Consider the following 22,677-nt stretch of genomic DNA (forward strand, 5'->3'; position numbering starts at 1 on the left):
CGGCCATGTAGATCCCTTGCCGCTCTATCCCTTTTTTATAGCAAGCAGTTATGGAATAGCTTGCTGGTTGATCTCTAGCTCCCCTCTCCCACAAAGGAGAGGGGCTGGGGGTGAGGGCGTCTCAATCTTGTTTGAAACGACTGTGATTTCTCGCACCTATAAGCTTTGCAACCAGGCTTCCAGGGCGCGGATGGGGGCCGGATCCCGGTAGACGCGCTCCTGGCGGGCTTTTACCTGCTGGCCCATCTGTTCGCGCCAGCGGTCATCCAGGCCCAGCCGCACGGCAATCTGGACATACTCATCTAGGTTAGAGGCGATGGTTGCGTGGATCCCCATCTGCTGCAGAATGGCGTGGGTGTGGCGACCCCGCATCAGGGATCCCGGCAGCGTGACGATGGGCAGCCCGTGGGGCAGGGCTTCCAGGGTGGTGTTGCCGCCAGACCAGCCAATGCTGTCCAGGTAAACATCTCCCAGGGCGTTGTAGGCGGCATATTGGGCGGGGGAGAGTTCCGGCAGCAGCAGCACATAGTCTTCCGCGGCCAGGCCGTAGGCGCGGAAGGCCCGCTGCAGCCGTTGCCAAAAGCGCTGGCGGATCCCTTGGGAGAGTCGGCCCCGCAAAAACAGGAATTGACACCGCCCCACCTCCCGAGCAATGCGGGGGAAGACCTCGTCGTACAGGGGCAGGTACTTAAACAGAGATTGGGCGCAGAGGTAGAGCACCCTATCGGGATCCATACCCCAGGCTGGCCAGTCCACAGGGGCGGGGTCAATAGCCAGAGGAATGTAGTAGGTGCCGATGCCGGGCAGGGGCAGGAGCTGCTCGGTGTAGTGGCTGGTCCCATCCGACGGCTCCATCAGTTCGCTGCTGATGAAAACGTCCAGCGTCGGCAGGCCAGAGGTTTGCGGATGTCCCCAGGCCATGGCCTGCACAGGGGCCAAACGCAAGGCGGCCAACTGGGCGCAGACGGGATCGATGCCCACTTCCGGGTAGAGGAGCACGTCCAGTTGCGCCTCTCGAATGATCGCCTGCCACTCCGCCAAGCTGCGGGATCCGGCTATAAACTGCTCAAAACGCGGTGGCAGGGAGCGCGTAATCTCGTCTTGGACGGCCGAGGTGTGGAAGCCGTAGAGGGCCACTTGGGAGCGATCCAAAGCTTCTACCCAGCCGTGGGTCAGGATCTTCCAAACAGAGTGATCCCGGAACAGGCCGGAGACGATGCCCACCCGCAGCCGCCCAGGACGGCGCCGCAGGAGAACGGGGGGCTGGGGGTGGCGGGCCGCCATCACCTCCCCCACCAGGGATCCGTACAGGTGCTGCAGCTCGCGGTCGTTCTGGCCCTGGTAGGGCAAAAAGAAGGGTTGGACGGAGCCAACACCAGCAGCCGCCCGCTCCAGGGTTTTGGGATCCCGCGGCAGTTGTGCCCAGCGGGCCCTGACCTTTTCCAGGGCCTGGCGGTAGCGCTCCCGGGCAACTGGGATCTGCTCAGAGGTGTCGTAGAGCAGGGGCAACTGGCTGACACACCAGCCCAGGGCCGCCGCCAAATCGGCCGGATCGGCTTGCCAGAGGCGGTAGAACAGCTCGGCAGCTTCCTCCTCCCGGCCACAATCCCGCAACAGGATGGCCAGCGTATAGGCGGCATCGGCAAAGTCTGGCTGCAACTCCAGAGCCTGCCTCAGCGGCACCAGGGCCGCCTCCAACTCCCCCTGCTGCCGCAGCACCAGTCCCAACTGGTACAGAACTTCCGGATCCGGTCCCCCCTGCTCCAAGGCCTGCTGGAGGTGGGCTTTTGCCTCCCCCAGCCGCCCCGCCTGCTTGAGAACAATGCCCAAATTCAAGTGGGCGTCGGGAAACCACGGCTGCTGCGCCAAGGCCTGCTGCATCAGGGCAATGGCTTCTTCCAGGGATCCCTGCTGCTGCCGACAGACCCCCAAGAGGTGCAGCGCCTCCGGGTGGGCGGGCTGGGCTTGCAACACCTGTTGGTAGAGGGAGATGGCCTCCTGCAGTTGCCCCGCCTGGTGATGGTGGACAGCCTGAAGCAGCAGGCGCTGCAGGTGCTTCTCTCTATTATCTCGGCTGGGACCAAAGCCCTTTCCCGGCGGCGACATCAAGCTTCCCAGACTTTAGCCGTTGGGGAGGTTGAGGAAGCCCGCCAAGGCCGGGGCAATGGGCAGCAGGGTCATCACCATCAAAAAGAGGGCCAGCAGCGCCAAGGCATCCCGTTGGCCGTCGGTCTCGGTAATCTCATCCTGCGGCGGACGCTCCGGCTCGCGGGCAATAAAGAGAATCAGCAGCGCCCAGTAGAGAGCCAAAACGTTACTGATGGCCGCCACCGCCAGGGCAATCAGGGTAATCACTGTGGCACGTGCCGCCGTCTTGCGCCCGTACACCGCCTGCACGATCCGCCCGCCGTCCAACTGCCCTGCCGGCAAAAGGCTCAAGGCGGTGATGGCCAGGCCAATCCAGCCCACGGCCACGAAGGGGTGAATGGGCACCAGCTCCGCCTGCAACTGGGATCCCAGCACCAGCCGCGCCAGCGTGCCCACCAGGATGGAACTACGGAAGATCTCCGTGGGCACGTATAGGCCACCGGAGCCGGAGAGCTTCAGGCCAACCAGCAGCACCACCAAGGAAAGGAGACCCCCCGCCGCCGGGCCGGCAAAGGCAATGTCAAACAGGGCCTTGCGGTTGGGCACCGGCGACTGGATGCGGTTTAGGGATCCCAGCGTGCCGATCCCCAAACTGGGAATAACAAAAGCTGGGCTGAGGCGTACGCCGTACTTGCCGGCCATCCAGCGGTGTCCGGTCTCGTGCACCAGCAAAATGGCAAAGATCCCCGCCGCCACCGGCAGGGCCTCCACCCAGCGCCCCGGCGCCTCCAACAGCCGAAAGCCCAACAGATTTGCCCCCACCTCCAAAGTGGCCAGAAAGCTAGCTATCATTAGGCCCGCAGCCAGGATCTGTGCCCCTGTCGAGGCGCGGTAGTTGACGATCTCATCCGGCAAGACCACCACCGCCGGCTTTTCCGAGGCATCTTCCACCAAAAACAGTTGGTAGCGGCTGCCCAGCCGCTCGTTCAGCTTTTCTGTCAGCAGGGGCACCACCACCTCTGCCTCGCCGCGCAGGTTGCCCTTGAAGATCGCCCCCTCCCCATAGGGGATGGTCTCGGTGACGAAGAAGGTGTCCAGACCGAAGATGGATTGAATCGCCTGCAAATCTTCCGCAGAGATGCCCCGCAAGACCAAAGGTTGCTCGACAGGCGTCTCCCCAGCCCCTTCCGAGGGGATTTCCTGCCGCTCCTCCATCTGGGCCAACTGCTGCCGCCGCGCCTGCAGCTCCTGCTGGGCCAACTGGCGGGTTTTGCGCCCCACGGCAATGTAGAGCCCCGTGAACACCAGCAATAGCAGCAGGAAGCCAGCAAAGCTGAGGTAAACCCCAAACAGCAGCAGCCCCAGGAAGACCACCCACGGCAAAAGGAGCAGGGATCCCTGGAACCACACCCAGACGGCCAGGGATCCCCGCCGGCGGGCTCGCCAGAACCCCCACCCCAAAAAGGCCAGCGTTCCCAACAAAAAGAGGGGCGTAATCTCGGCGGCGATGTTCATGGCTGACCTACGAGGCTTACCGATACTGAGCTGGAATCAAGAGCCGCTCAAGCAGAAACAGGCGCTTCTTCAAAACGAGGCTCCGGCTGCTCCCACAAGTAAAAGCCAGCTTTGCGCGGTTTGAGCAGGAACAGCCGCAGGAACTGGTAGGCGTTGTTGAGGTAAAGGGGCAGCTTGCGCAGGCCCTTGAAGGGGCCAGATCCGCGGGCAATCTCCCTCAACTTGGCGTTGTTGGCCACGCACTTCTGCAGCCGGCGCACAAACTCCGGGTTCTCCACATCCAGCACCACCGGGAAGACCTTGGCCGCCTCGCGGTTGGTCTTGTAGATCACCTCCATGTCGTAGGTATGGGGATCCAGGCCGATGAGACGGTAGAAATCCGGGCGCTCGCCCACGTCGTTGAGGTACATGGTGGCAAACACCGACAGCAGGAAGAAGCGGCACCACAGCTCCGCCACCCATCCCTTGAGCAGCCGCGGCTGGCTCAGGAGCATGAGGGCAAAGAAATCGCCGTGGCGGTTCTCGTCCTGGCACCAGTTCTTGAAGAAGTTGAAGATGGGGTAGATGCGGTCTTCGGGGTGAGCTTCGAGGTGGCGGTAGATAAGGATGTAGCGCCAGTAGCCGATCTTCTCGGAGAGATAGGTGGCGTAGAAGATGAAGCGGGGCGCGAAATAGGTGTAGGACTTGTGCTTGGTCAAAAAGCTCAGGTCCAAGGCCAAGTTAAAGTCGCCCATGGCGCGGTTGAGGAAGCCGGCGTGGCGGGCCTCGTCGCGGCTCATCAGGGCAAAGCACTCAGCCAAAACCGGGTTGGTCTCCTTCAGCTTGCGAGATAGCTCCTTGTAGAGCAGGAAGCCAGAGAACTCCGCCGTGCAGGAGCGCTCCAAAAACTCCACAAACAGCCGCCGCGCCTCCGGATCAAGCCGGCTTTCCCAGTCTTGGTTGAACTCCTCGCCGCGGACAAAGTGGTGGCGGTTGTAGTCGGCGCGAAACTCCTCCAGGATGGCCCGGAAGTCGGCCTCTCGATCGCCTAACCCCATCTTGCCGATGGCCTCGAAGTCGGTGGTGTAGAAGCGCGGTGTCAGGATGGTCTCAGTGGGCACTCGCGCCTGGGTTTGGGCAGCTTGCAAAGTGGAACTCATAGGGGTTACAGGATGAAAAGGCCAGGATACACTCGCAGTTTACCAGCCTCTTTGGCCGTCGAGGGGATAAGAAGTGTTACCGACAGGCCCCGGATCCCCTACGACGGCAGCGCCACCGGCTGGGATTGCGCCGGATCCGTCAGCTCACTCCCCTCCTCCGAAGGCGGGATCACCTGCCAAAACAGGGGCAAGTAGCGCTCCCAGTTCTGCAGGATGCGCTCGGCTTTGGGGGAATGGGTGCGGCGGTAGTGCTCCTGGATCAGGCCCTTCAGTTGCGCTTCCGCCGCCGCCGTCTGTATCCGCTGGATGCGCACGATCTCGCCGTTGACCTTGGCGGGGAAATTGCCCTCCTCGTCCAGCACGTAGGCCAGGCCGCCGGTCATGCCCGCCCCCAGGTTGCGGCCCACCCGCCCCAGCACCACCACCACGCCGCCGGTCATGTATTCGCAGCAGTGGTCGCCGGATCCCTCGATTACCGCCTGAGCGCCGGAGTTGCGCACGGCAAAGCGCTCTCCTGCCTGGCCGTTGGCAAACAGGGATCCGCCGGTGGCCCCGTACAGACAGGTGTTGCCTAGGATGACGTTTTCTGCTGGATCCCGCGGAGCTTCTGGGGGAGCCAGAATGACAATTTCACCGCCACACATGCTCTTACCCACGTAGTCGTTGGCTTCCCCCGTCAGGGTCAGGCGCATGCCCGCCAAGGTAAAGGCCCCAAAGCTCTGGCCGGCGCTGCCCACAAAGCGCAGATCCAGCAGCCCCCCTTGTCGGGCAAAGCCGGTATCCCCATACAGCCGGGCCAGGGTGCCGGCAATGCGTCCGCCCACGCAGCGATCCGTGTTGGCGATGGGGAGCTCCACTGTAGCTGTGTCGCAGGTCTCGATGGCCTTTTGCACCTCGGGCCGCGCCAGGATTGCCTCGTCCAGCACCGGGCCGTTGCCATGCACCAGCTCATGGTCTATCCACTCGGGCCGCTGGTGGGGATCGAAGCCGGGGGGAGTCCGCAGCAGATAGTCCAAGTTGAGGGACTGGGTTTTCTCCAGAGCCGCGTCGGTACGGGGGCAGAGTAGATCCACCCGGCCGATCACCTCCTCCAAGGAGCGGTAGCCCAGTTGGGCTAGGACTTGGCGCACCTCCTCGGCCACAAAGGTAAAGAAAGTTACTACCTGGTCAGGAGTGCCGGGGAAGCGCTTGCGCAGCTCCTCTTTCTGGCTGGTCACCCCCACCGGGCAGTTGTTGGTGTGGCAGACCCGCGCCATGATGCACCCCTCGGCAATCATGGCCACTGTCCCGAAGCCAAACTCTTCCGCCCCCAGCATGGCCGCCATCACCACTTCCCAGCCGGTGCGAATGCCGCCGTCCACCCGCAGAATCACCCGCTGCCGCAGGCCGTTTTCCAAAAGGGCGTGATGCACTTCCACCAGGCCTAGCTCCCAGGGCGCCCCCGCGTGTTTGATCGAGCTCAAAGGAGAAGCCCCCGTGCCCCCCTCGTGGCCGGAGATCTGGATGATGTCGGCATTGGCCTTGGCCACCCCCGCCGCCACGGTGCCGATGCCCACCTCCGCCACCAGCTTCACCGACACCTGCGCCTGCGGGTTGACCTGGTGCAGGTCGAAGATCAACTGGGCCAGATCCTCAATCGAGTAGATGTCGTGGTGGGGCGGCGGCGAGATCAAGGTCACCCCCGGCTTGGAGCGGCGCAGCTTGGCAATGTAGGGGCTGACCTTTTTGCCCGGCAGTTGTCCGCCCTCGCCCGGCTTGGCTCCCTGGGCAATTTTGATCTCGATTTGCCGCGCGTTGAGCAGGTACTCTGGCGTCACGCCAAAGCGGCCCGAAGCTACCTGCTTCACTGCCGAGCTGGCGTTGTCCCCCATGCGCAGGCCCTTCAGGTGGGGGAAGCGCGCCGAGGTGCCCTCCGGCGTCACATCGGTGATGGGGATGTAGCGCTCCGGATCTTCTCCACCTTCGCCGGAGTTGGACTTGCCGCCAATGCGGTTCATGGCAATGGCTAGGGTCTCGTGGGCCTCGCGGCTGAGGGCTCCCAGCGACATCCCTCCTGTGGCAAAGCGCTTGAAGATCTCGGTGGCCGGCTCTACCTCTTCTAGGGGAATGGGATCCCGGTCGCTGCGAAAGTCCAGCAGATCCCGCAGGGCTGTGGGGGGGCGGTGGCGCAGATGGGCCCGGTAGATCTCGTAGTGGTCGGGCTGTCCTGAGGCGATGGCCTTGTGCAGCAGCTTGGCCATCTCCGGGCTGTTGATGTGGTACTCCCCCTTGGGCCGCGCTTGGATAAAGCCAAAGTTCTCCAATTTTTTCGCGCTCAGCTCGGGGAAGGCGCGGCAGTGGTTGGCCATGCCCTCGCGGGCCAGATCTGCCAGCGTCATCCCCCCGACCCGGGATACCGTGCCGCGGAAGGCCAGCTCGATCACCTCTTGGCTGAGGCCGATGGCCTCGAAGATCTGCGCCCCGTGGTAGCTGGAGAGCAGAGAAATGCCCATCTTGGAGAGGATCTTGAGCAAGCCCGCCTCGATGGCCGTGCGGTACTTCAGTTGGGCTTCGGCCAAAGAGAGCTGGGGCAGCTTGCCGGCGGCCATTTGGGTTTGCGTCTTGGGCTTGTGCCACCACTGGCGCACCGCCTCGTAGGCCAGGTAAGGGCAGACGGCGCTGGCCCCATAGCCGATCAGGCAGGCAAAGTGGTGGGTACTCCAGCATTGGGCGGTCTCCACCACCAGAGAAGCGCGTAGGCGCAGCCCCTCCTGGATGAGGTGATGGTGGACGGCACCCACGGCCAGCAGAGGCGGGATCAAGGCTTGCTCAGCACTGAGACCGCGATCCGAAAGGATCAAGATCTCGGCCCCCTCCCGCACTGCCTGCGCCGCCTTTTGGCACAGGGCTCGCACCTGAGCGGCCAGCCCTTCTGGCCCAGCGGCCACCGGGTAGAGGATGGGTAGCGTCCGGCAAGAGAAAGGCGTCCGCTGCAGGGCAGCTAGCTCCGCCTCGTTGAGCACCGGGCTGCGTAGGTGCAGCAGGCGAGCATGCTCCGGACGGATCTCCAGCAGGTTGCCTTTGGATCCCAGGTACACCTCCAAAGACATCACCAAGCTTTCCCGCAGGGGATCGATGGCCGGGTTGGTGACCTGGGCAAAGCGCTGCTTGAAGTAGTCGTAAAGGGGGTGGGGCTGGGTGGAGAACACCGCCAGCGGCGCGTCGTCCCCCATGCTGAAAACCGGCTCCTTGCCTGTGGCCGCCATCTCCTCGATGATCATCTCCACATCTTCCGAGGAGTAGCCGCAGGCGGTTTGAACCTGCAGCAACTGCTCCTCCGCAAGCTGCGGGGCAACCTCAAAGTCTTGGCTGGCCAGCTGGACGCGGCAGGTCTTGAGCCATTCCCCATAAGAGTGTTGGGCCGCCACCCGAGCTTTGATCTCCCAGTTTTTGTAGAGCCGGCCACTTTGCAGATCCACCGTCAGCATCTGCCCTGGTCCCAGCCGCCCCTTTTCTAGGATCTCGGCTTCCGGCAGGGGAACCACCCCGGCTTCTGAAGCCACCACCAGCAACCCATCGCGGCTGAGGGCGTAGCGGGCCGGGCGCAGGCCATTGCGATCTAGAGTGGCGCCAATGGTTTTGCCGTCGCAGAAGACCACCATCGCCGGCCCATCCCACGCTTCCTGCAGGCCAGCGAAAAACTCGTAGAAGTCCACCACTTCCGGGTGATCCTGCAGCTCCGGCTGGTGGCGGTAGGCTTCCGGGATCAGCGCCATCATCGCCTGCTGACTGGAGTAGCCCGACGCGATCAAGAGCTCGAAGACCGCATCCAAGCCTGCCGAGTCGCTGGTGCCGGGATCGATGACGGGTTTGAGCTCTTCGATGGCCTCGCCCCAGAGGGGATGGGCCAAAGAGGGCTCGCGGGCAGCCATCCAGTTGACATTGCCCAGGTAGGTGTTGATCTCGCCGTTGTGGCAGAGGTAGCGGAAGGGCTGGGCCAGCGACCAGCGGGGCAGGGTGTTGGTGCTGAAGCGGCGGTGGTAGGTGGCGTAGGCGGTGGTGTAGAGGGGGTTGTGCAGATCGCGGTAAAACTGGCCCAACACGGCTGACTGCACCATGCCTTTGTAGACGATGAGCCGGCAGGAGAGGGAAGCAAAATAGATGGAGTAAAAGCCGAATCGGCTTTCCACCTGCCGCCGCAGGCGCCGCCGCAGCAAATAGAGCTGTCGCTCCAGCTCATCCCCCTCCAGCCTGGGATGGGTGAGGAGCATTTGCCAGATAGAAGGCAGGGTTTGTCGCGCCATTGGCCCCAGGCACTCCGGATTGACCGGCACCCGGCGCCAGAGGGGCCGTCCCCACTCCGTGGTGGCCAAGTAGTCGTCGATGAGCTGCCGCACTGCTTGGCACTCGGCGGGATCCGGGGGCAAGAACACCATGCCCACAGCACTGCGGCGGGGATCCCAAGCTCGGATCTCCTCCCTCTCTGCCTGCAGCAGCGCCCAGGGAATGGCCGTGGCAATGCCGGCTCCATCGCCACTTTGGTTGTCGCCGCCACAGCCGCCCCGGTGCTCCATGCAGGTGAGAGCTTGGAGGGTTTTTTGCAGCAGCTCGTGGCTGGCCCTCCCCTGGCGATCCACCAGGAACCCAACGCCGCAGGCATCCCGCTCTTGAAAGTGCCAGTTTTCCTGCAGGATAGGAACCGAAGCCTGGGAGCGATGGGGATTCATGGGCAGAAAAACAGCTCGGAGTCGATCACATTTTAGAGTTGGAAAACCAGCATATCGCAATCCAATCCGACAGGAAAAGGGGTTAGGCCCAAGTCAGGGCTAGATTTTGCCAATAGGGCAATCGAATAAGCCAGGAAAGCCAAAAAAGCTTGCCATGAACAGATTTTTCGAGTTTTTTCGGCTAGCTTCTTCAGCAGACTTTGGACGATCTGGGAAAGCCAGGCCGTACATTCCAGCTTTTACTGGCTCCGCTTGCTGCAAACCGGCAGGTGGAAAGCTGTGGCTTAATTGTTATCTGAAGAAGTCAGAAAATGTATTGCGCAGATCGGAGAGCCGGTCGTTAAAGCAGGTGAGCCGATCAGCGGTGGAGTTCACCATCGTCAAGTCTGCCCTGCCGGTTGTGCCCTCGGATCCCAAGAGGGGAACGCTCATGCGGCTGGGATCCGCAGCATTCTGGGAGACGCGGATAACGGCTCGCTCGCGGTTGAACTGATAGGCTTCGGCCACGTAGCGGATGGGCTCGCTCAAGCTGGGATCCACCGGCAAGCTGGGGGCCGGCAAAAGATCCACCAGCTCGGTAAAGGTGCCGCTCCGCAGGCCCACCACGGCAGCAGCCCCCAACTGGTTACAGATGGCGATGAGCACCGGTTCTTGGGCGCTGGCGCTAACGTTGGCCAAGGTGACGGTGACGTTGGCCCGGCTGGGTGCCGGGGGATAAGTAACCTCAAAGATGCGGGCGGGAGCGTTGCCCAGCTCGTCGCGGGCGCGGAAGCGAAGTTGCCCCCTGTAGGACAGGATGGAGGAGAAGTAGAGGCCAAAGCGGTCGCCGGGGCCCCGTCCGGGGATGTTGGCCTGGCGGGGGACGTAGGCGAGGACGGCGCGGCTTTGCCAGTTGTTGGGCGGCGCATAGGGCAGCAGCGGGCTACTGTCGAGGCTGGGAGGTTCTCTGGGAGGCGGATCCGGCTGGCCATCCCTGTTCAAGTCCAGGCCGTTGCCCAAAAAAGCCACCGAGCGTTGGAGAAGGATGGGGTGGTTTTGGTTATCGACCAGAGGAGGTCGCCCTTCCGCCAGCCCCGCATTTTCCACATAGACGTTGAAGGGGCGATTCAAGATCTGGTTGTCCCGCTGCCGCCGCACGTTGAACTGAAGGTAGGGCCCCACCCCGCCTGCTGTCGGGGATCCCCCTGTAATTTCAAAGTCGTCAGCTCGCAAAAAGGCATTTTCCAGCGGGCTAAGCGGAGTTGTCGCCTCGCCGCAGCCGACCAGGCCGAGCGCCAAGATCGCCCAAGCTGCAAAAGATCCCAGTTTGGGTTTGATGAGATTTTGGATGAGAGATTGAAGAGGGGAAGTCGGGCCCGCACAGGTGGGATGCGCAGGCCAGCGGGCGAGCTCTGGTTTCAACATTCATCTCCTCCCCACAACAGACATTGGCGACCGTTCGGCGCGAGCGGGCTGAGCGGGAAATCGGCGAAAATCCACCTGCAGCCCCTCAGCGTCGCCTGAACCACTATATCCTGAGCCTCGGTCTGGATCCCACCATCCCAGGGAGTCGGCGGCTACAGAGCTGCCGAGAGGGGGCGCCCCCCCTTTCTCCTGAGCGGCTTGATAGCCTAGAAGGAGCGAAAGGTGGATGCCCATGTCAGATACCCCTGCAGTCTTGGTAGAACAACTCCAGAAGCGCTACGGCTCCACAGTGGCCGTGGCAGATGTCTCCTTCCAAGTAGAGCCCGGCCAGATCTACGGCCTTCTCGGCCCCAACGGCGCCGGCAAAACCACCACTCTGCACTGCCTGTGCACCCTGCTGCGCCCTGACGCAGGTCGGATCGAGGTGTGCGGGATCCCGGTCAACCAAAATCCCAAGGCGGTACGGGAAAAGCTGGGCTTTGTTGCCCAGGAGGTGGCCTTGGATAAGGTGCTGACGGGGCGAGAATTGTTGCAGTTGCAGGCCGATCTCTACCACCTGCCTCGCCCCTTGGCCCAAGAGCGGATCGCCGCTGTCCTGGAATTGCTGGGGCTGGCCGACCGGGCCGACCAACGCATCGGCACCTACTCTGGCGGCTTGCGCAAACGCCTAGATCTGGCGGCAGGACTGCTGCACCAGCCGCAGGTGCTGGTTTTGGACGAGCCCACGGTGGGCCTGGATATCCCCAGCCGGCTGGCCATCTGGGGCTTTCTGCGCCAACTTAAAAACACCGGCGTTACGGTGGTGCTCAGCAGCCATTACCTGGAGGAGGTCGACCTGTTGGCCGACCGGGTGGCCATCATCGACCGCGGCAAGGTAATTGCCGAAGGCACGCCAGAAGAGCTAAAAGCCCGCGTCGGCGGCGAGCGCATCACTCTCAAGCTGCAGGAGTTTGCGCCGCCAGAACTGGCCCAGCGGGGGGCCGAACTGCTGGGATCCCTGCCCTTTGTCCAAAAAGTGGTGATCAACAGCGCCCAGGGCAACGCCCTCAACCTCATGGTGCAGCGCAATGGGGAGGATCCCCTCAGCCAGATCCGCGCCCAGCTCGAGGCCCACGGGCTGGAGATCTTCAGCAGCACCCAATCCCGTCCCAGCTTGGATGACGTGTATTTGGCGGCAACCGGGCAAACGCTCCTGGATGCGGAGCTGGCTGCCGCCGAAGCCAACCTGGGCAAAAAGAAGTAGTTTTTCCCTGATTCCCGATCCCTACCTCATTCAAAACTTTGCAGGAGCCTTGGTATGACCTCTGCTGCTTCCCCAACCCCATCCAACCCAATTCCTCTATTTACAGCCGACTTTTGGCAGGAGACCTTTGCCCTCGCCCGCCGCTTGTTTATCCAACTGCAGCGTCGCCCCACAACCCTGCTGGTCGGCATCATCCAGCCGCTGCTCTGGTTGATTTTGTTCGGGGCCTTGTTCCAGAATGCCCCTGCCGGCATTTTCGGGGCCGGACAAAACTACACCCAGTTTTTGGGGGCAGGGGTGATCGTGTTTACGGCCTTCGGCGGGGCCTTGAATGCCGGCGTGCCGGTGATTTTCGACCGGGAATTTGGATTTTTAAACCGATTGTTGGTGGCTCCCCTCACCTCTCGCTTTTCCATTGTGCTGGCCTCTAGCCTGTTCATCGTCAGTTTGGCGCTGCTGCAGACGGCGGTGATCGTGGGGGCAGACTATGCCCTCGGAGCCGGGATCCCGGACGGGCGGGGCTTGGCGGTGGTGGCCCTGATCGTGGGCCTGTTGGTCTTGGGCTTTACAGCCCTGAGCTTAGGCCTGGCCTTTGCTATGCCGGGGCACCAGCAGTTGCTGGCCTTTATCTTTTTGGTGAATCTGCCACTGATCTTTTCCAGCACGGCTTTGGCTCCCCTCAGCTTTATGCCCACCTGGCTGCGCTGGGTGGCCAGCCTCAACCCGCTCACCTTTGCCATCGAGCCGATTCGACATGTTTACCGCAGCAGCCATTGGAGCTTTGCCGATGTGGTACTGCAGGCCCCCTGGGGCGACCTCACCCTGGCGGGATCCCTGGGCCTATTGACGGGGTTTGTGGTGGTGTCGGTTCTGCTGGTGCAGGGGGTGCTGCGCAAGAGTTTGGCTTGAGCACCTCTGCTCAGGCTGTGCCCCTCAAAGCCACTGGCGGGAGACGGACTTCTCCAGCTCCGCTTGCGCCTGCTGCACCAGGGCCTGGGGGCTGTCCTGAGCTGGGGAAACGTCCAGAGACGGGGTGAGGCTGCGGGCTTGCAGGGCCATGTGGAGCTGCAGCTCGGTTACATAGTCGCGCAGGCCAAAGCCAGCGGCAGAAGAGGAGCGAGCTGTCGAAGAAGCGTAAGACGCAGACATCACGGCAAGAAGTCCCTCGCAAAATTGCCACCGTCGCCCTGCTACGCTATCACGCCCGCCCCCTTTCTGAGGGTTCCAAAGTGTTAGCTTTGATTAAGCTTTGCAAAGGATTTTTGTCATGGCGGTTCTTGAAGATTGGCAGCGCTCCAAGTTGGATCCCAGCGACGATGCCTTCTTTTATGACTATCCCCGCTTTGTAACCCACGTGGATGCCGGCTTTATCGGCCAGCTCACCGACCTGTACCGCCGGTATTTGCGGCCCCAGACCCGCATTCTCGATCTGATGAGCAGTTGGGTTTCTCATCTGCCGCCGGAGATGGATTTTGCCCATGTGGAGGGGCATGGGATGAATGCCGAGGAACTGGCGGCCAACCCCCGGCTCCATCACTTCTTCATCCAGAACTTGAACCAAAACCCAATTCTGCCCTTCCCAGATCAATCCTTCGATGCGGTGCTGAATACGGTTTCGGTGCAATACCTGCAGCAGCCGGAAGAGGTGTTTGCCGAGGTGCACCGCATCCTCAAGCCCCAGGGCCTTTTCATTGTCAGCTTCTCCAACCGCATGTTTTTCCAGAAGGCGATTCAGGCTTGGCGGGACAGCTCGGAAGCAGAGCGGGTGGAGCTGGTCAAGCGCTATTTTAAGTCGGTGCCGGGGTTCGAGATTGTCGAGGCCATCCAGCGGCCTGCCCCCATGGGTTGGCTGAGCTTGTTGGCAGGAGGAGGCGGGGATCCCTTCTATGCCTTGATTGGACAGCGAGCGGCAGAATAAAGTTCTCCGGCTTGCCCATGGCACTATTGGATCCTGATATCCAGATCTCTCTTTCCGCTTTGTTTGTCCGCAAAAGGTGCCTTTGTTTTCCGGTCTTTCTCACAGCTCTCCTCAGCAAAGCAGCGATCCCTTTCCCCTGGAGATCTCAGCAATTGGCGAGGCAGGGCTATTGCAGATCGTACAGCGCTACTGCCCTGACCAGGTGGTGGGGGATGACGCGGCAGTGTTGGCCGCTCCCAAGGGGCAGTTGGTGGTGACCACCGATGTCTTGGTGGAGGGGGTTCACTTCAGCGACTTGACCACCCCGGCCCATGCAGTGGGCTGGCGCGCGGTGGCGGCCAATCTCTCGGATCTGGCGGCGATGGGATCCCGTCCCCTGGCTTTGCTGGTGGGCCTGGGCCTGCCGGGATCCACGCCGGTGGCTTGGGTGGAGGAGCTCTATCGAGGGATGCAAGCCTGTTGTGCCCCTTGGGGAGCGGAATTGGTAGGGGGGGATCTGTGTCGGTCGCCGCAGCGGTTTGTGGCGATCACGGCTCTGGGATCGGTACAGCCGGGGCGGGCTATTGAGCGCAAACGGGCCCAGCCGGGCGATTGGCTGATCGTAACAGGGCCCCATGGCGACGCGCGGGCCGGCCTGGAGCTGCTGCTCCATCCCGAACAGGGATCCTCAGCCGCGGCAGCCGAGCGAGAGCAGTTAATCAGGGCGCACCAATATCCGCGCCCGCGCTTGGATCTATTACCCCTTTTGGAAGGGATCCCGGATCCTTTGCGCCTGGCCGGCATGGACACCAGCGATGGCTTGGCAGATGCTCTGGTGCAGGTGTGCCAGACCAGTGGGGTGGAGGCGCGGATCGAGGCGGAGCGGATCCCGATTTCGGCGGCTTTGCAACATGTTTTTCCGGGCCAAGCCCTGGAGTGGGCGCTCTACGGCGGGGAAGATTTTGAGCTGTTGCTCAGCGCCGAGCCCGCGCTGGCCCAGCGCCTTCTGGAACAGTTGCCGGGGGCGACCTGGATTGGGGAAGTAACCGGCTGGGATCCGCAGGGAACGGTGTGGTTGAGTGACGGACAACCCCTCAGCCGCCAGCACGCCTTCCAGCACTTTTGAGCCCCATCCCCCCTCTCCCTCTGGGAGAGGGGCTGGGGGTGAGGGCCTCTGGGAGAGGGGCTGGGGGTGGTCGCGTGAGCGGCGCGGAGCGCTTGGGCCTCTGGGAGAGGGGCTGGGGGTGAGGGCCGTGCGCCTCAATTCAAGTTGAACAAGTAGGCTTTCGGGCTGCCCAAAACTGCCCAAAGTTGTAGATAAAGCTACTCACCCCGGAAAAGGGGCTGACACTTTGATTCGATAACCTAGAAGTTATGGAGAGATCTGCACAGGGAAGGCAACTGCCCCTGCAAGGCCACAGACACCCGCCAGAACTCTGGAGAATTAGGAGATTTGCAATGAAAGCTATCTTAGCAGCCGCTGTGATTGGTTGGGCAGGGATCCCTCTGCTGGCCCCCTTGCCGGTGGTGGCCCAGCCGCTTTTTGAATTGGGCACCTACCGCCTTGAGCAGGGGACGATCATTCCCGTCGGCAGCCTCAGCAGCGAAGGGCCGCAATACTTTTATCCAGACACCATCTATCCCCTGGAAGTGGCCGTCACGCAAAACATTTTCGACAACCAGGGGCGTTTGGTGATCCCGGCTGGCAGCCGCGTCTTCGGGCAGATGGAGCCGGCGCCGGGCGGATCCCGCTTTGTTGCCACTGCCATCGTCCTCGGGGGTCGCACCTATAGCCTGCGGGCTGTTTCCAACATTCTTCACGACGAGAAAGATCCCCGGCAGTATTCGGCTGAGGCCATCGCCCAGGATGCGGCCATTGGGGCAGCCGCAGGCACCCTTTTGGGAGCCATCACCGGCGGTGTCTCGGCGGGCAATGTCCTGGGAGGGGCAGCGGCTGGCGTAGTGGTAGGCAATGTTACCGCTCCCCAGGTGGTGGTGCTGCGCCCCGGCCAATCTTTTAATCTGACCTTGGAAGCGCCGCTCACCCTGTAACCCTCGGCTCCTGTTCCAAGGCAGGGGTGGAGATCTGGCAACTTGTGATTTACTGGATAGGCAAGTTGCAGCTCCCGTGTCTCTATGCCTGCAGAATCTAAGTCCACTCCTGTCTTGCACACCACAGAGCACACGTTCAACGCGGGGGGGGAGTCCTTCCCCTACAGGGCGGTGGCTGGCTGGCAGACGCTCTTCCGCCGAGAAAAGCCGGTGGCTGAGATCTTTCACGTCGCTTATCTGAGGCAGGATTCTGGCTCCCCGCACCGCCCGCTGACTTTTGTTTTCAACGGCGGGCCGGGGGCCGCCTCTGCCTATTTGCACATGGGATCCCTGGGGCCGAGACGGATTTGCTTTGGGCCCAACGGCAGCCTGCCGCCCTCGCCGGTGCAACTGGTGGATAACGCCGAAAGTTGGCTGCTGTTTTCTGATTTGGTCTTCGTCGATCCGGTGGGGACAGGCTTTAGCCGCGCCCTGCCCAAGGAGTCTCAAGACGCCAAAAGTTCTCAGGAAAAATCCGATCCGGCGGCCAAGCCCACTCAGCCGGAGGAGAAGGAGGAGGAGCCCCCCAAAGAAGCACCCTTCTGGGACGTGGAGCGGGATTTGCAATCTTTGGGCGAGTTTATCCAGGGCTTCCTCTCGCGGTATAAGCGCTGGCTCTCTCCCATTTTCATTGCCGGTGAGAGCTACGGGGGATTTCGGGTGGCGCGGCTGGCCAAGGAGCTGCAAGCCAAGTTTGGGGTGGGCCTGTCAGGAGCGATTCTCATCTCGCCGGCCATCGAGTTCGGGCTGCTGGAGACCACCGATTACAACCTCAGCACCTGGGCAACCCTGTTCCCCTCTTACGTGGCCACGGCAGCCTATCACGGGCGGTGTGGCTGGGGGGAGGATTTGCAGATCTTGCTGCCCAAAGCAGAAGGCTTTGCCCGCCAGCGGCTGTTGCCTCTTTTGGCCATGGGGGAGGCGATGCCAGAGGCAGAGCGGCAGGCCATCTACACAGAGATGGCGGCAGGGATCGGACTCTCACCTGAGTATGTGGCCCACAAAGGCGGTCGGATCGACCCGGCCAGCTTTGCCCGCGAGCTGTTGCGCTCCCAGCGGCTGGTGCTGGGGCTGTACGATGCTTCCGTCACCACGGTGGATCCCTTTCCGGATCGGCCTACCTTCGAGGGATCCGATCCCACCTTGGATGGGGTGGATCGCCTCTTTACCGCCGCCATCAACAGCCACCTGCGGGAGACCCTCCAGGTGGACACAGACTTGACCTACCACCTCCTGAACTTAGAGGTGTTCAAGTCCTGGCGGTTTACCCCCAAAGGGGAACTCAAGCAAGGGTTTATTGGCGCCATGGACGAGCTGCGCAGCAGCATGGCCCTCAATCCCCACCTGCGGGTGGGCATTCACCACGGCTTCTACGACCTGGTCACCCCTTACTTTGCCTCCGACCACCTGGTGGACTTGATGAAGCTGGATCCCCGCCTCAAGGCCAACCTTCTCTTGCGCCACTACCGCGGCGGCCACATGTTCTACACCTGGGATCCCTCGCGAGTGGAGTGGTTTGCCGAGATGCGCCAGTTCTACCGCCAGGCCGTTTCCGGCCTAGGGATCCCTTCGTGATGGGCAACCCCTACTCCCGCAGCCACCGGGTGGTGCCGTCTTTTTGGTCGATGAGGGTGATCCCCAGGGCCTTTAACTGCTCCCGGATTCGATCCGCCTCGGCAAAGTTTTTCGCCCTGCGGGCTGCCGTGCGTTGGGCCACCAGCTCCTCGATCTGCTTTTCTTCGAGGGGTGGAAGCTTGGCCAGTTCCCCATTGGCGACGGCTTTCTCAGATCCCTCGGCGGTGGCAGGCTGGGGCCAGCAGAAGCCCAGCGTGGCCAAGATCTCCAGCAGGGCGGCGCTCTTCTGCCTCAGCACCTGCGGCTGCAGGTGGGTGTGGCCCTGGTGGGTCAAGAGGTTGTGCTCACGGATCAGTTCTTTGGCCAGCTCAAAAGCAAGGGCCAGCGCCCCAGGGGTGCCAAAATCATCGTCCATGGCCGCCTGAAAGGCTTGCATCGCCTCGCAATCGGGAGATGCCGTCTGGCAAAACTGCTGGGCGCAGTGGATCCCTTTTTGGAGAGTTTCCCAGCCGTGGCTGGCCGCCTGCATCGCCGGCTCGGTGAGGTCAATCGGGCTGCGGTAATGGGTCTGCAGCAGGAACAGCCGCAGGGCCATGGGGTGATAGACGGCAAGCGCCTGGCGTAGGGTGGTGAAGTTGCCCAAAGATTTGGACATCTTCTGGCCGTTGATGTTGACAAAGCCGTTGTGCAGCCAGTACCTGGCCAGCGGCTTGCCGGTAATCGGCTCCGATTGGGCCAGCTCGTTCTCGTGGTGGGGAAAAATGAGATCCGCTCCGCCGGCGTGAATGTCGATGTGATCCCCCAGAGTCTCTCGCACCATGGCCGAGCATTCGATGTGCCAGCCCGGACGTCCCCAACCCCAAGGGGACTCAAACCCCGGCTCGGAAGGGGGAGCCGCCTTCCAAAGAGCAAAATCGAAGGGATCCTGTTTGCCAGCCCCTTCCTCCCCCACCCGGCCACTGGCCCCTGCCTCCAGCTCCTCTAGCTTGCGACCGGAGAGCTGGCCGTAGTCCGGGAATTTACGGACGGCGTAGTAGACATCGTAAGCAGGGATCTCCGCCTGACGGGCAAGGGGATCCCGTACCCGGTAGGCAAAGCCCTTGAGCTCCAGCGATTGGATCAGCTCGAACATCGCCCGCAGCGATCGGGTTGCCCTGGGGTAGAGATCGGCCCGCTTGATGTTGAGGCGATCCATATCCTGGAAATACTCGGCGATGAAGCGTTCCGCCACCGCCTGCATCGATTCGCCCCGCTCTAGGGCCCGCTTGAGGATCTTGTCGTCCACATCGGTAAAGTTCTGCACATACTTCACCCGGTAGCCCCGCCACTCCAGGTAACGACGCACCATGTCCCAGACCACATAGGTGCGCGCATGGCCGAGGTGGCAGAGATCGTAAACCGTGACGCCGCAGACGTACATCCGCACCAGGGGCTTCTCCCCAGCAGCCGCCTCGGCGGATCCCTGAGAAGGATCGGCAGAAATGAACCCAGATCCCCCTGCTGCCAGTGGCTGAAACACTTCCTTGCGGCGGGTTAATGTGTTGTAGACAACCAAGTCCATTGATATCCCCAGTTTGTAGTTTCAGCTACAGCAAGGTGGGCTCTATCTTTCAAAAAAGTAAGGTGGCACACTTTGCCCTGAATCGGATAAGGCTGGACAAAATCTCAACGGGCCAAGGGCTGAAATCATTGTGGGGTAAGCGTTTTAGCCGAAATTACCTGCAAAGGCTTGTCTAGATTTGTTAACTACGGTACCCTAACCTGAGTGCGAACCAACCTGTTCATGATCCAACTTCACTTCGGCTTGAGCCACCGCAGTGGGGTTGGATAACAAGGGGTCTGTGCCCCTCATTTTGACATCTTCTTCTCTTGCACTCTAGTGTCAGCCTGTTGGTGTGAGGATGCCCCCAAAATTGACGTTCTCAACTCCCCACCAGGGAGAGCTGGAGCACAGGGGTGCTGCCGTGAGCCCCCTTTCTCCGCCCGAGATCCCAACGCTTCAGGATCCTTCTGCCTATGAAGGCTGGGACAGGGATCCTGCCGCCCCCTTGAGGCTCCGGTGGGCCGGTTTGGCCCTCTCTCTCAGCTTAACGGGCCTGGTGTGGCTTCTGAAGCTGGAGGCGGATCCCTGCACGGAAGCTTTGGCAGAGCAGATGGCGGATTTGCAGCCGGCCAGGCGCTCAACCGAGGCTGAGACAGCTCAGCCAGAGCCTGGGGATTCAGCGCCGGCGCGGCGGGGTTATCCGGCTTGGGCCACCAGCCTTCTGCTGATGCTGGGCTTGGCTGGGGTCGCTACCCTACAGCAGCGACAACTGCATCGCCACCCTTGGGGATCCCAGGTGGCGGAGCCGATTCCGCCCTCGGTGCACACGCTGTCCGGCGCCCTGCAGCAGAACTACGAGCAAAAAAAAGCCCAACTGCGGCAAGCCTTCGAGGCCGGCCAGATCCCAACCGGGGAAGGGCCTCGAGGCATTCTCAAGCATGAGGTGCAGCCGGGAGAAACCCTCTGGCATCTGACCCAGATGTACCAGCTCGACGCCGCCGCTATCGCCGTCTCCAATGGTATGCAGGCCAGCACGCCACTGCAGCCGGGGCAGAAGTTGCTGATCCCCAGCCAGCCGGGATTGATCTACACCGTCCAGCCAGGAGATACCCTGGAAGACATTGCCAACCGCTACCAAGTTCCGCAGCAGCGGATCATCGAGGCAACCCCCCTGGATCGGCCTGAATATCTGCGCATCGGCCAGCGGCTACTCATCCCCGGCGATGTGGGCGAGCTGATCCGGCGCGAGAAGGAGAGGATCGCCGCCCAGAAGGCCCGCGAAGCGGAAGAGCGCCGCCGCCAGGAAGAGGAAGCCCAACGCCAAGCCGAGGAGCAAGCTCGATTACAGGCCGAGCAGCAGCGCCGGGCCCAGCAGATGCAGCAAGAACGGCAGGCCCTCTTGGCCAGTGGCTCCCTGACCCACACGGTGGGAGCCGGTGACACCATCGAGCGGATCGCCGCTCGCTATGGGGTAACGCAGCGGTCGATTATCGAGGCCAACAACCTGCGCAATCCCCACTGGCTACGCATTGGCCAACGCCTGACGATTCCGGCACCGGGCACGCAGCCCCCCCGCCCGGCCCCCGCCCGACAAGCCCAGAGACAGACCCAAGCTCGGCCAGCGCCGCCAGCTCCTCCCCGGGCTCGCAGCAGTGGCTTCATCTGGCCGGTTGCCGGGCAAATCACCTCCGGCTTTGGCTACCGTCGCGGTCGCTTCCATGCGGGGGTTGATATTCCCGGCCCGGTGGGATCCCCCATTGTAGCCGTTCAGGAGGGGGAGGTCATTTTTGCCGGCAACGCCGGGGATGGCTACGGCAACCGCGTGGATATTCGCCATCCCAACGGGATCGTTACCCGCTACGCCCACGGCCACCAGATCTACGTATCCCAGGGCCAGTATGTGCAGCAGGGGCAGACGATCATGAGCCGGGGCAATACGGGCCGCAGCACAGGGCCGCACCTGCACTTTGAAGTCCGCCCCGGCGGGGGTGCACCTGTGGATCCCCGCCCCTATCTGCCCTGATCCTATCCCCAAAGAACCTGGGTCGAACAACCAGTTCGGGCATAAATTGCTAGCCTAAAAAAGCAAACTCCAGACCGTAGGAACACGCCGATGCAGTGGGTGAACGCGCTCTCCCAGCTCCCTTCTCTGGAAGCGGCTCTGCGGCAGGTGGTGGAGGAAGCCAAGGCTAAGCTGCAGGCAGCCCAACTGAAGAGCGCCCTGACGCGACAGGTGCAGGCGGTGGGATCCGGCAGCTTGCCGGGGCTGCTCACCGGGTATGTCCCCTCTCAGCCTCTGCGGCCCAACTTGGGGGTTTTGTTTGTGTCGGCGGCCTTTGCCAGCGAGTACATTCGCGTGCTGCCCCTGTTGTCGGAGCTGTTGGAGGTGGACGTTTTGATCGGCTGCTCCGGCGGCGGTATCGTGGGTGGGGGGCATGAAATTGAGGATGGGCCGGCCCTGTCCCTGTCTTTGGCGGTGCTGCCGGATGTAGCCTTGCGCCCTTTTTATTTGCAAGGGGAGCAATTGCCGGACTTGGATGCACCCCCTTCGGCGTGGATCGATCTGGTGGGAGTTGCGCCGCAGACCCAGCCGCACTTTTTGCTCTTGGCGGATGGGTTTTCCTCCCGCATCTCCGAGCTGCTGCAAGGGTTGGATTTTGCCTATCCAGGGGCGGTCAAGGTGGGGGGATTGGCCAGTGGCGGCCGCGGCCCGCGCGGCAATGCTCTGTTCTTGCTGGATGCGCGTACCCCCACACCCCGGCGGGAGCTGTATCGGGTAGGCACAGTGGGGTTGGCCCTTTCCGGCAACGTGGTGCTGGAAGCCGTAGTGGCCCAGGGGTGTCGCCCCATCGGGGATCCCTTGCGCGTCACCGAAGCGGAGGGGAATGTGATCCTCGGCTTAGAGGGGCGTCCTCCTTTGGCGGTCTTACAGGATTTGGCCGAACGGCTCAGCCCATCGGATCAACGCTTGGCCCGCCAAGCTCTCTTTATCGGCCTGCTGATGGACGAGTTCAAATCCGAGCCGACGCCGGGAGATTTTCTCATTCGCGTGATCCTGGGCATCGATCCACGGCTGGGGGCAATGGCCATCGGGGATCGGGTGCGCCCCGGCCAAACGGTGCAATTTCATCTGCGCGATGCCCAGACTTCGGCGGAAGATCTGCAGTGGGCCCTCAGCCGCTATCGTGCCGAGCGCAACCTACAGCAAAGCTACTCCTCAGAGGGCCCCTCGCAACCAAGGCCGGAGCCCTGTGGGGCGTTGATGTTCTCCTGTCTGGGACGAGGCAAGGGGCTGTACGGCACCCCCGACTTTGACTCGCAACGGTTTCGGGAATTGCTGGGGGAGCTACCCCTGGGGGGCTTCTTTTGCAACGGCGAGATCGGCCCAGTTGGGGGATCCACCTTTTTGCACGGCTACACCTCTTGCTTCGGGATCTTCCGGCCCGCCCACTAGACCCCCATCCCGGGAGCCGGTG

Annotated in this window: 15 protein-coding genes; 8 read left to right on the forward strand and 7 right to left on the reverse strand. The window is 62.3% G+C overall.

What is annotated here, in order from left to right; genetic code table 11:
• Positions 1-156: 156 nt before the first annotated feature.
• The 5 genes from NW851_RS06205 to NW851_RS06225 all read right to left on the reverse strand — a co-directional run bounded on the left by NW851_RS06205 (position 157) and on the right by NW851_RS06225 (position 10,852).
• Positions 157-2,106, reverse strand: coding sequence for a tetratricopeptide repeat protein (locus NW851_RS06205; protein WP_414337309.1), 1,950 nt, complete (start codon positions 2,104-2,106; stop codon positions 157-159).
• Positions 2,107-2,121: 15 nt separating this feature from the next.
• Positions 2,122-3,603, reverse strand: coding sequence for a site-2 protease family protein (locus NW851_RS06210; RefSeq protein WP_414334296.1), 1,482 nt, complete (start codon positions 3,601-3,603; stop codon positions 2,122-2,124).
• Between the two features lie 47 nt (positions 3,604-3,650).
• Positions 3,651-4,742 (reverse strand): magnesium-protoporphyrin IX monomethyl ester (oxidative) cyclase, encoded by a 1,092-nt coding sequence (acsF, locus tag NW851_RS06215; RefSeq protein ID WP_414334298.1) that lies wholly within the window; start codon positions 4,740-4,742, stop codon positions 3,651-3,653.
• Between the two features lie 98 nt (positions 4,743-4,840).
• Complete coding sequence (gltB, locus tag NW851_RS06220; RefSeq protein ID WP_414337310.1) at positions 4,841-9,448, reverse strand: glutamate synthase large subunit; 4,608 nt, start codon at positions 9,446-9,448, stop codon at positions 4,841-4,843.
• Between the two features lie 291 nt (positions 9,449-9,739).
• Entirely contained in the window at positions 9,740-10,852 is a 1,113-nt protein-coding gene (locus NW851_RS06225) for a hypothetical protein (protein WP_414337311.1), read from the reverse strand.
• 226 nt (positions 10,853-11,078) lie between these two features.
• On the opposite strand from NW851_RS06225, the gene NW851_RS06230 reads away from it, so the two are divergent.
• A complete protein-coding gene (locus NW851_RS06230; protein ID WP_414337312.1) occupies positions 11,079-12,095 on the forward strand; it encodes an ATP-binding cassette domain-containing protein in 1,017 nt (338 codons plus the stop codon).
• Positions 12,096-12,149: 54 nt separating this feature from the next.
• Positions 12,150-13,004, forward strand: coding sequence for an ABC transporter permease (locus tag NW851_RS06235; protein ID WP_414334304.1), 855 nt, complete (start codon positions 12,150-12,152; stop codon positions 13,002-13,004).
• 24 nt (positions 13,005-13,028) lie between these two features.
• Here the strand turns inward: NW851_RS06235 and NW851_RS06240 are convergent, their stop codons facing one another.
• Complete coding sequence (locus NW851_RS06240) at positions 13,029-13,244, reverse strand: hypothetical protein (RefSeq protein ID WP_414334306.1); 216 nt, start codon at positions 13,242-13,244, stop codon at positions 13,029-13,031.
• A gap of 118 nt (positions 13,245-13,362) precedes the next feature.
• Between NW851_RS06240 and NW851_RS06245 the strand changes: the two genes are divergently transcribed.
• From NW851_RS06245 to NW851_RS06260, 4 genes are all read left to right on the forward strand, one after another.
• Entirely contained in the window at positions 13,363-14,013 is a 651-nt protein-coding gene (locus tag NW851_RS06245) for a class I SAM-dependent methyltransferase (RefSeq protein ID WP_414334308.1), read from the forward strand.
• A gap of 76 nt (positions 14,014-14,089) precedes the next feature.
• The gene (thiL, locus tag NW851_RS06250; protein ID WP_414334309.1) at positions 14,090-15,118 is read left to right on the forward strand and encodes a thiamine-phosphate kinase; all 1,029 of its coding nucleotides are present in this window, start codon (positions 14,090-14,092) and stop codon (positions 15,116-15,118) included.
• Between the two features lie 332 nt (positions 15,119-15,450).
• Entirely contained in the window at positions 15,451-16,044 is a 594-nt protein-coding gene (locus NW851_RS06255; RefSeq protein ID WP_414334709.1) for a hypothetical protein, read from the forward strand.
• 84 nt (positions 16,045-16,128) lie between these two features.
• Entirely contained in the window at positions 16,129-17,658 is a 1,530-nt protein-coding gene (locus NW851_RS06260) for a S10 family peptidase (RefSeq protein WP_414337313.1), read from the forward strand.
• Positions 17,659-17,668: 10 nt separating this feature from the next.
• Here NW851_RS06260 and cysS read toward each other — a convergent pair whose 3' ends face one another.
• A complete protein-coding gene (gene cysS / locus NW851_RS06265; protein WP_414337314.1) occupies positions 17,669-19,219 on the reverse strand; it encodes a cysteine--tRNA ligase in 1,551 nt (516 codons plus the stop codon).
• Between the two features lie 403 nt (positions 19,220-19,622).
• Here cysS and NW851_RS06270 point away from each other — a divergent pair, with 403 nt between their 5' ends.
• Positions 19,623-21,224, forward strand: coding sequence for a LysM peptidoglycan-binding domain-containing protein (locus NW851_RS06270; protein WP_414337315.1), 1,602 nt, complete (start codon positions 19,623-19,625; stop codon positions 21,222-21,224).
• A gap of 90 nt (positions 21,225-21,314) precedes the next feature.
• Complete coding sequence (locus tag NW851_RS06275) at positions 21,315-22,655, forward strand: FIST N-terminal domain-containing protein (protein ID WP_414334705.1); 1,341 nt, start codon at positions 21,315-21,317, stop codon at positions 22,653-22,655.
• The last annotated feature ends 22 nt before the right edge of the window (positions 22,656-22,677 follow it).

It is taken from the genome of Synechococcus sp. H55.7 (genome assembly GCF_047462395.1).
In the GTDB taxonomy this organism is placed as follows: Bacteria; Cyanobacteriota; Cyanobacteriia; order Thermostichales; family Thermostichaceae; genus Thermostichus.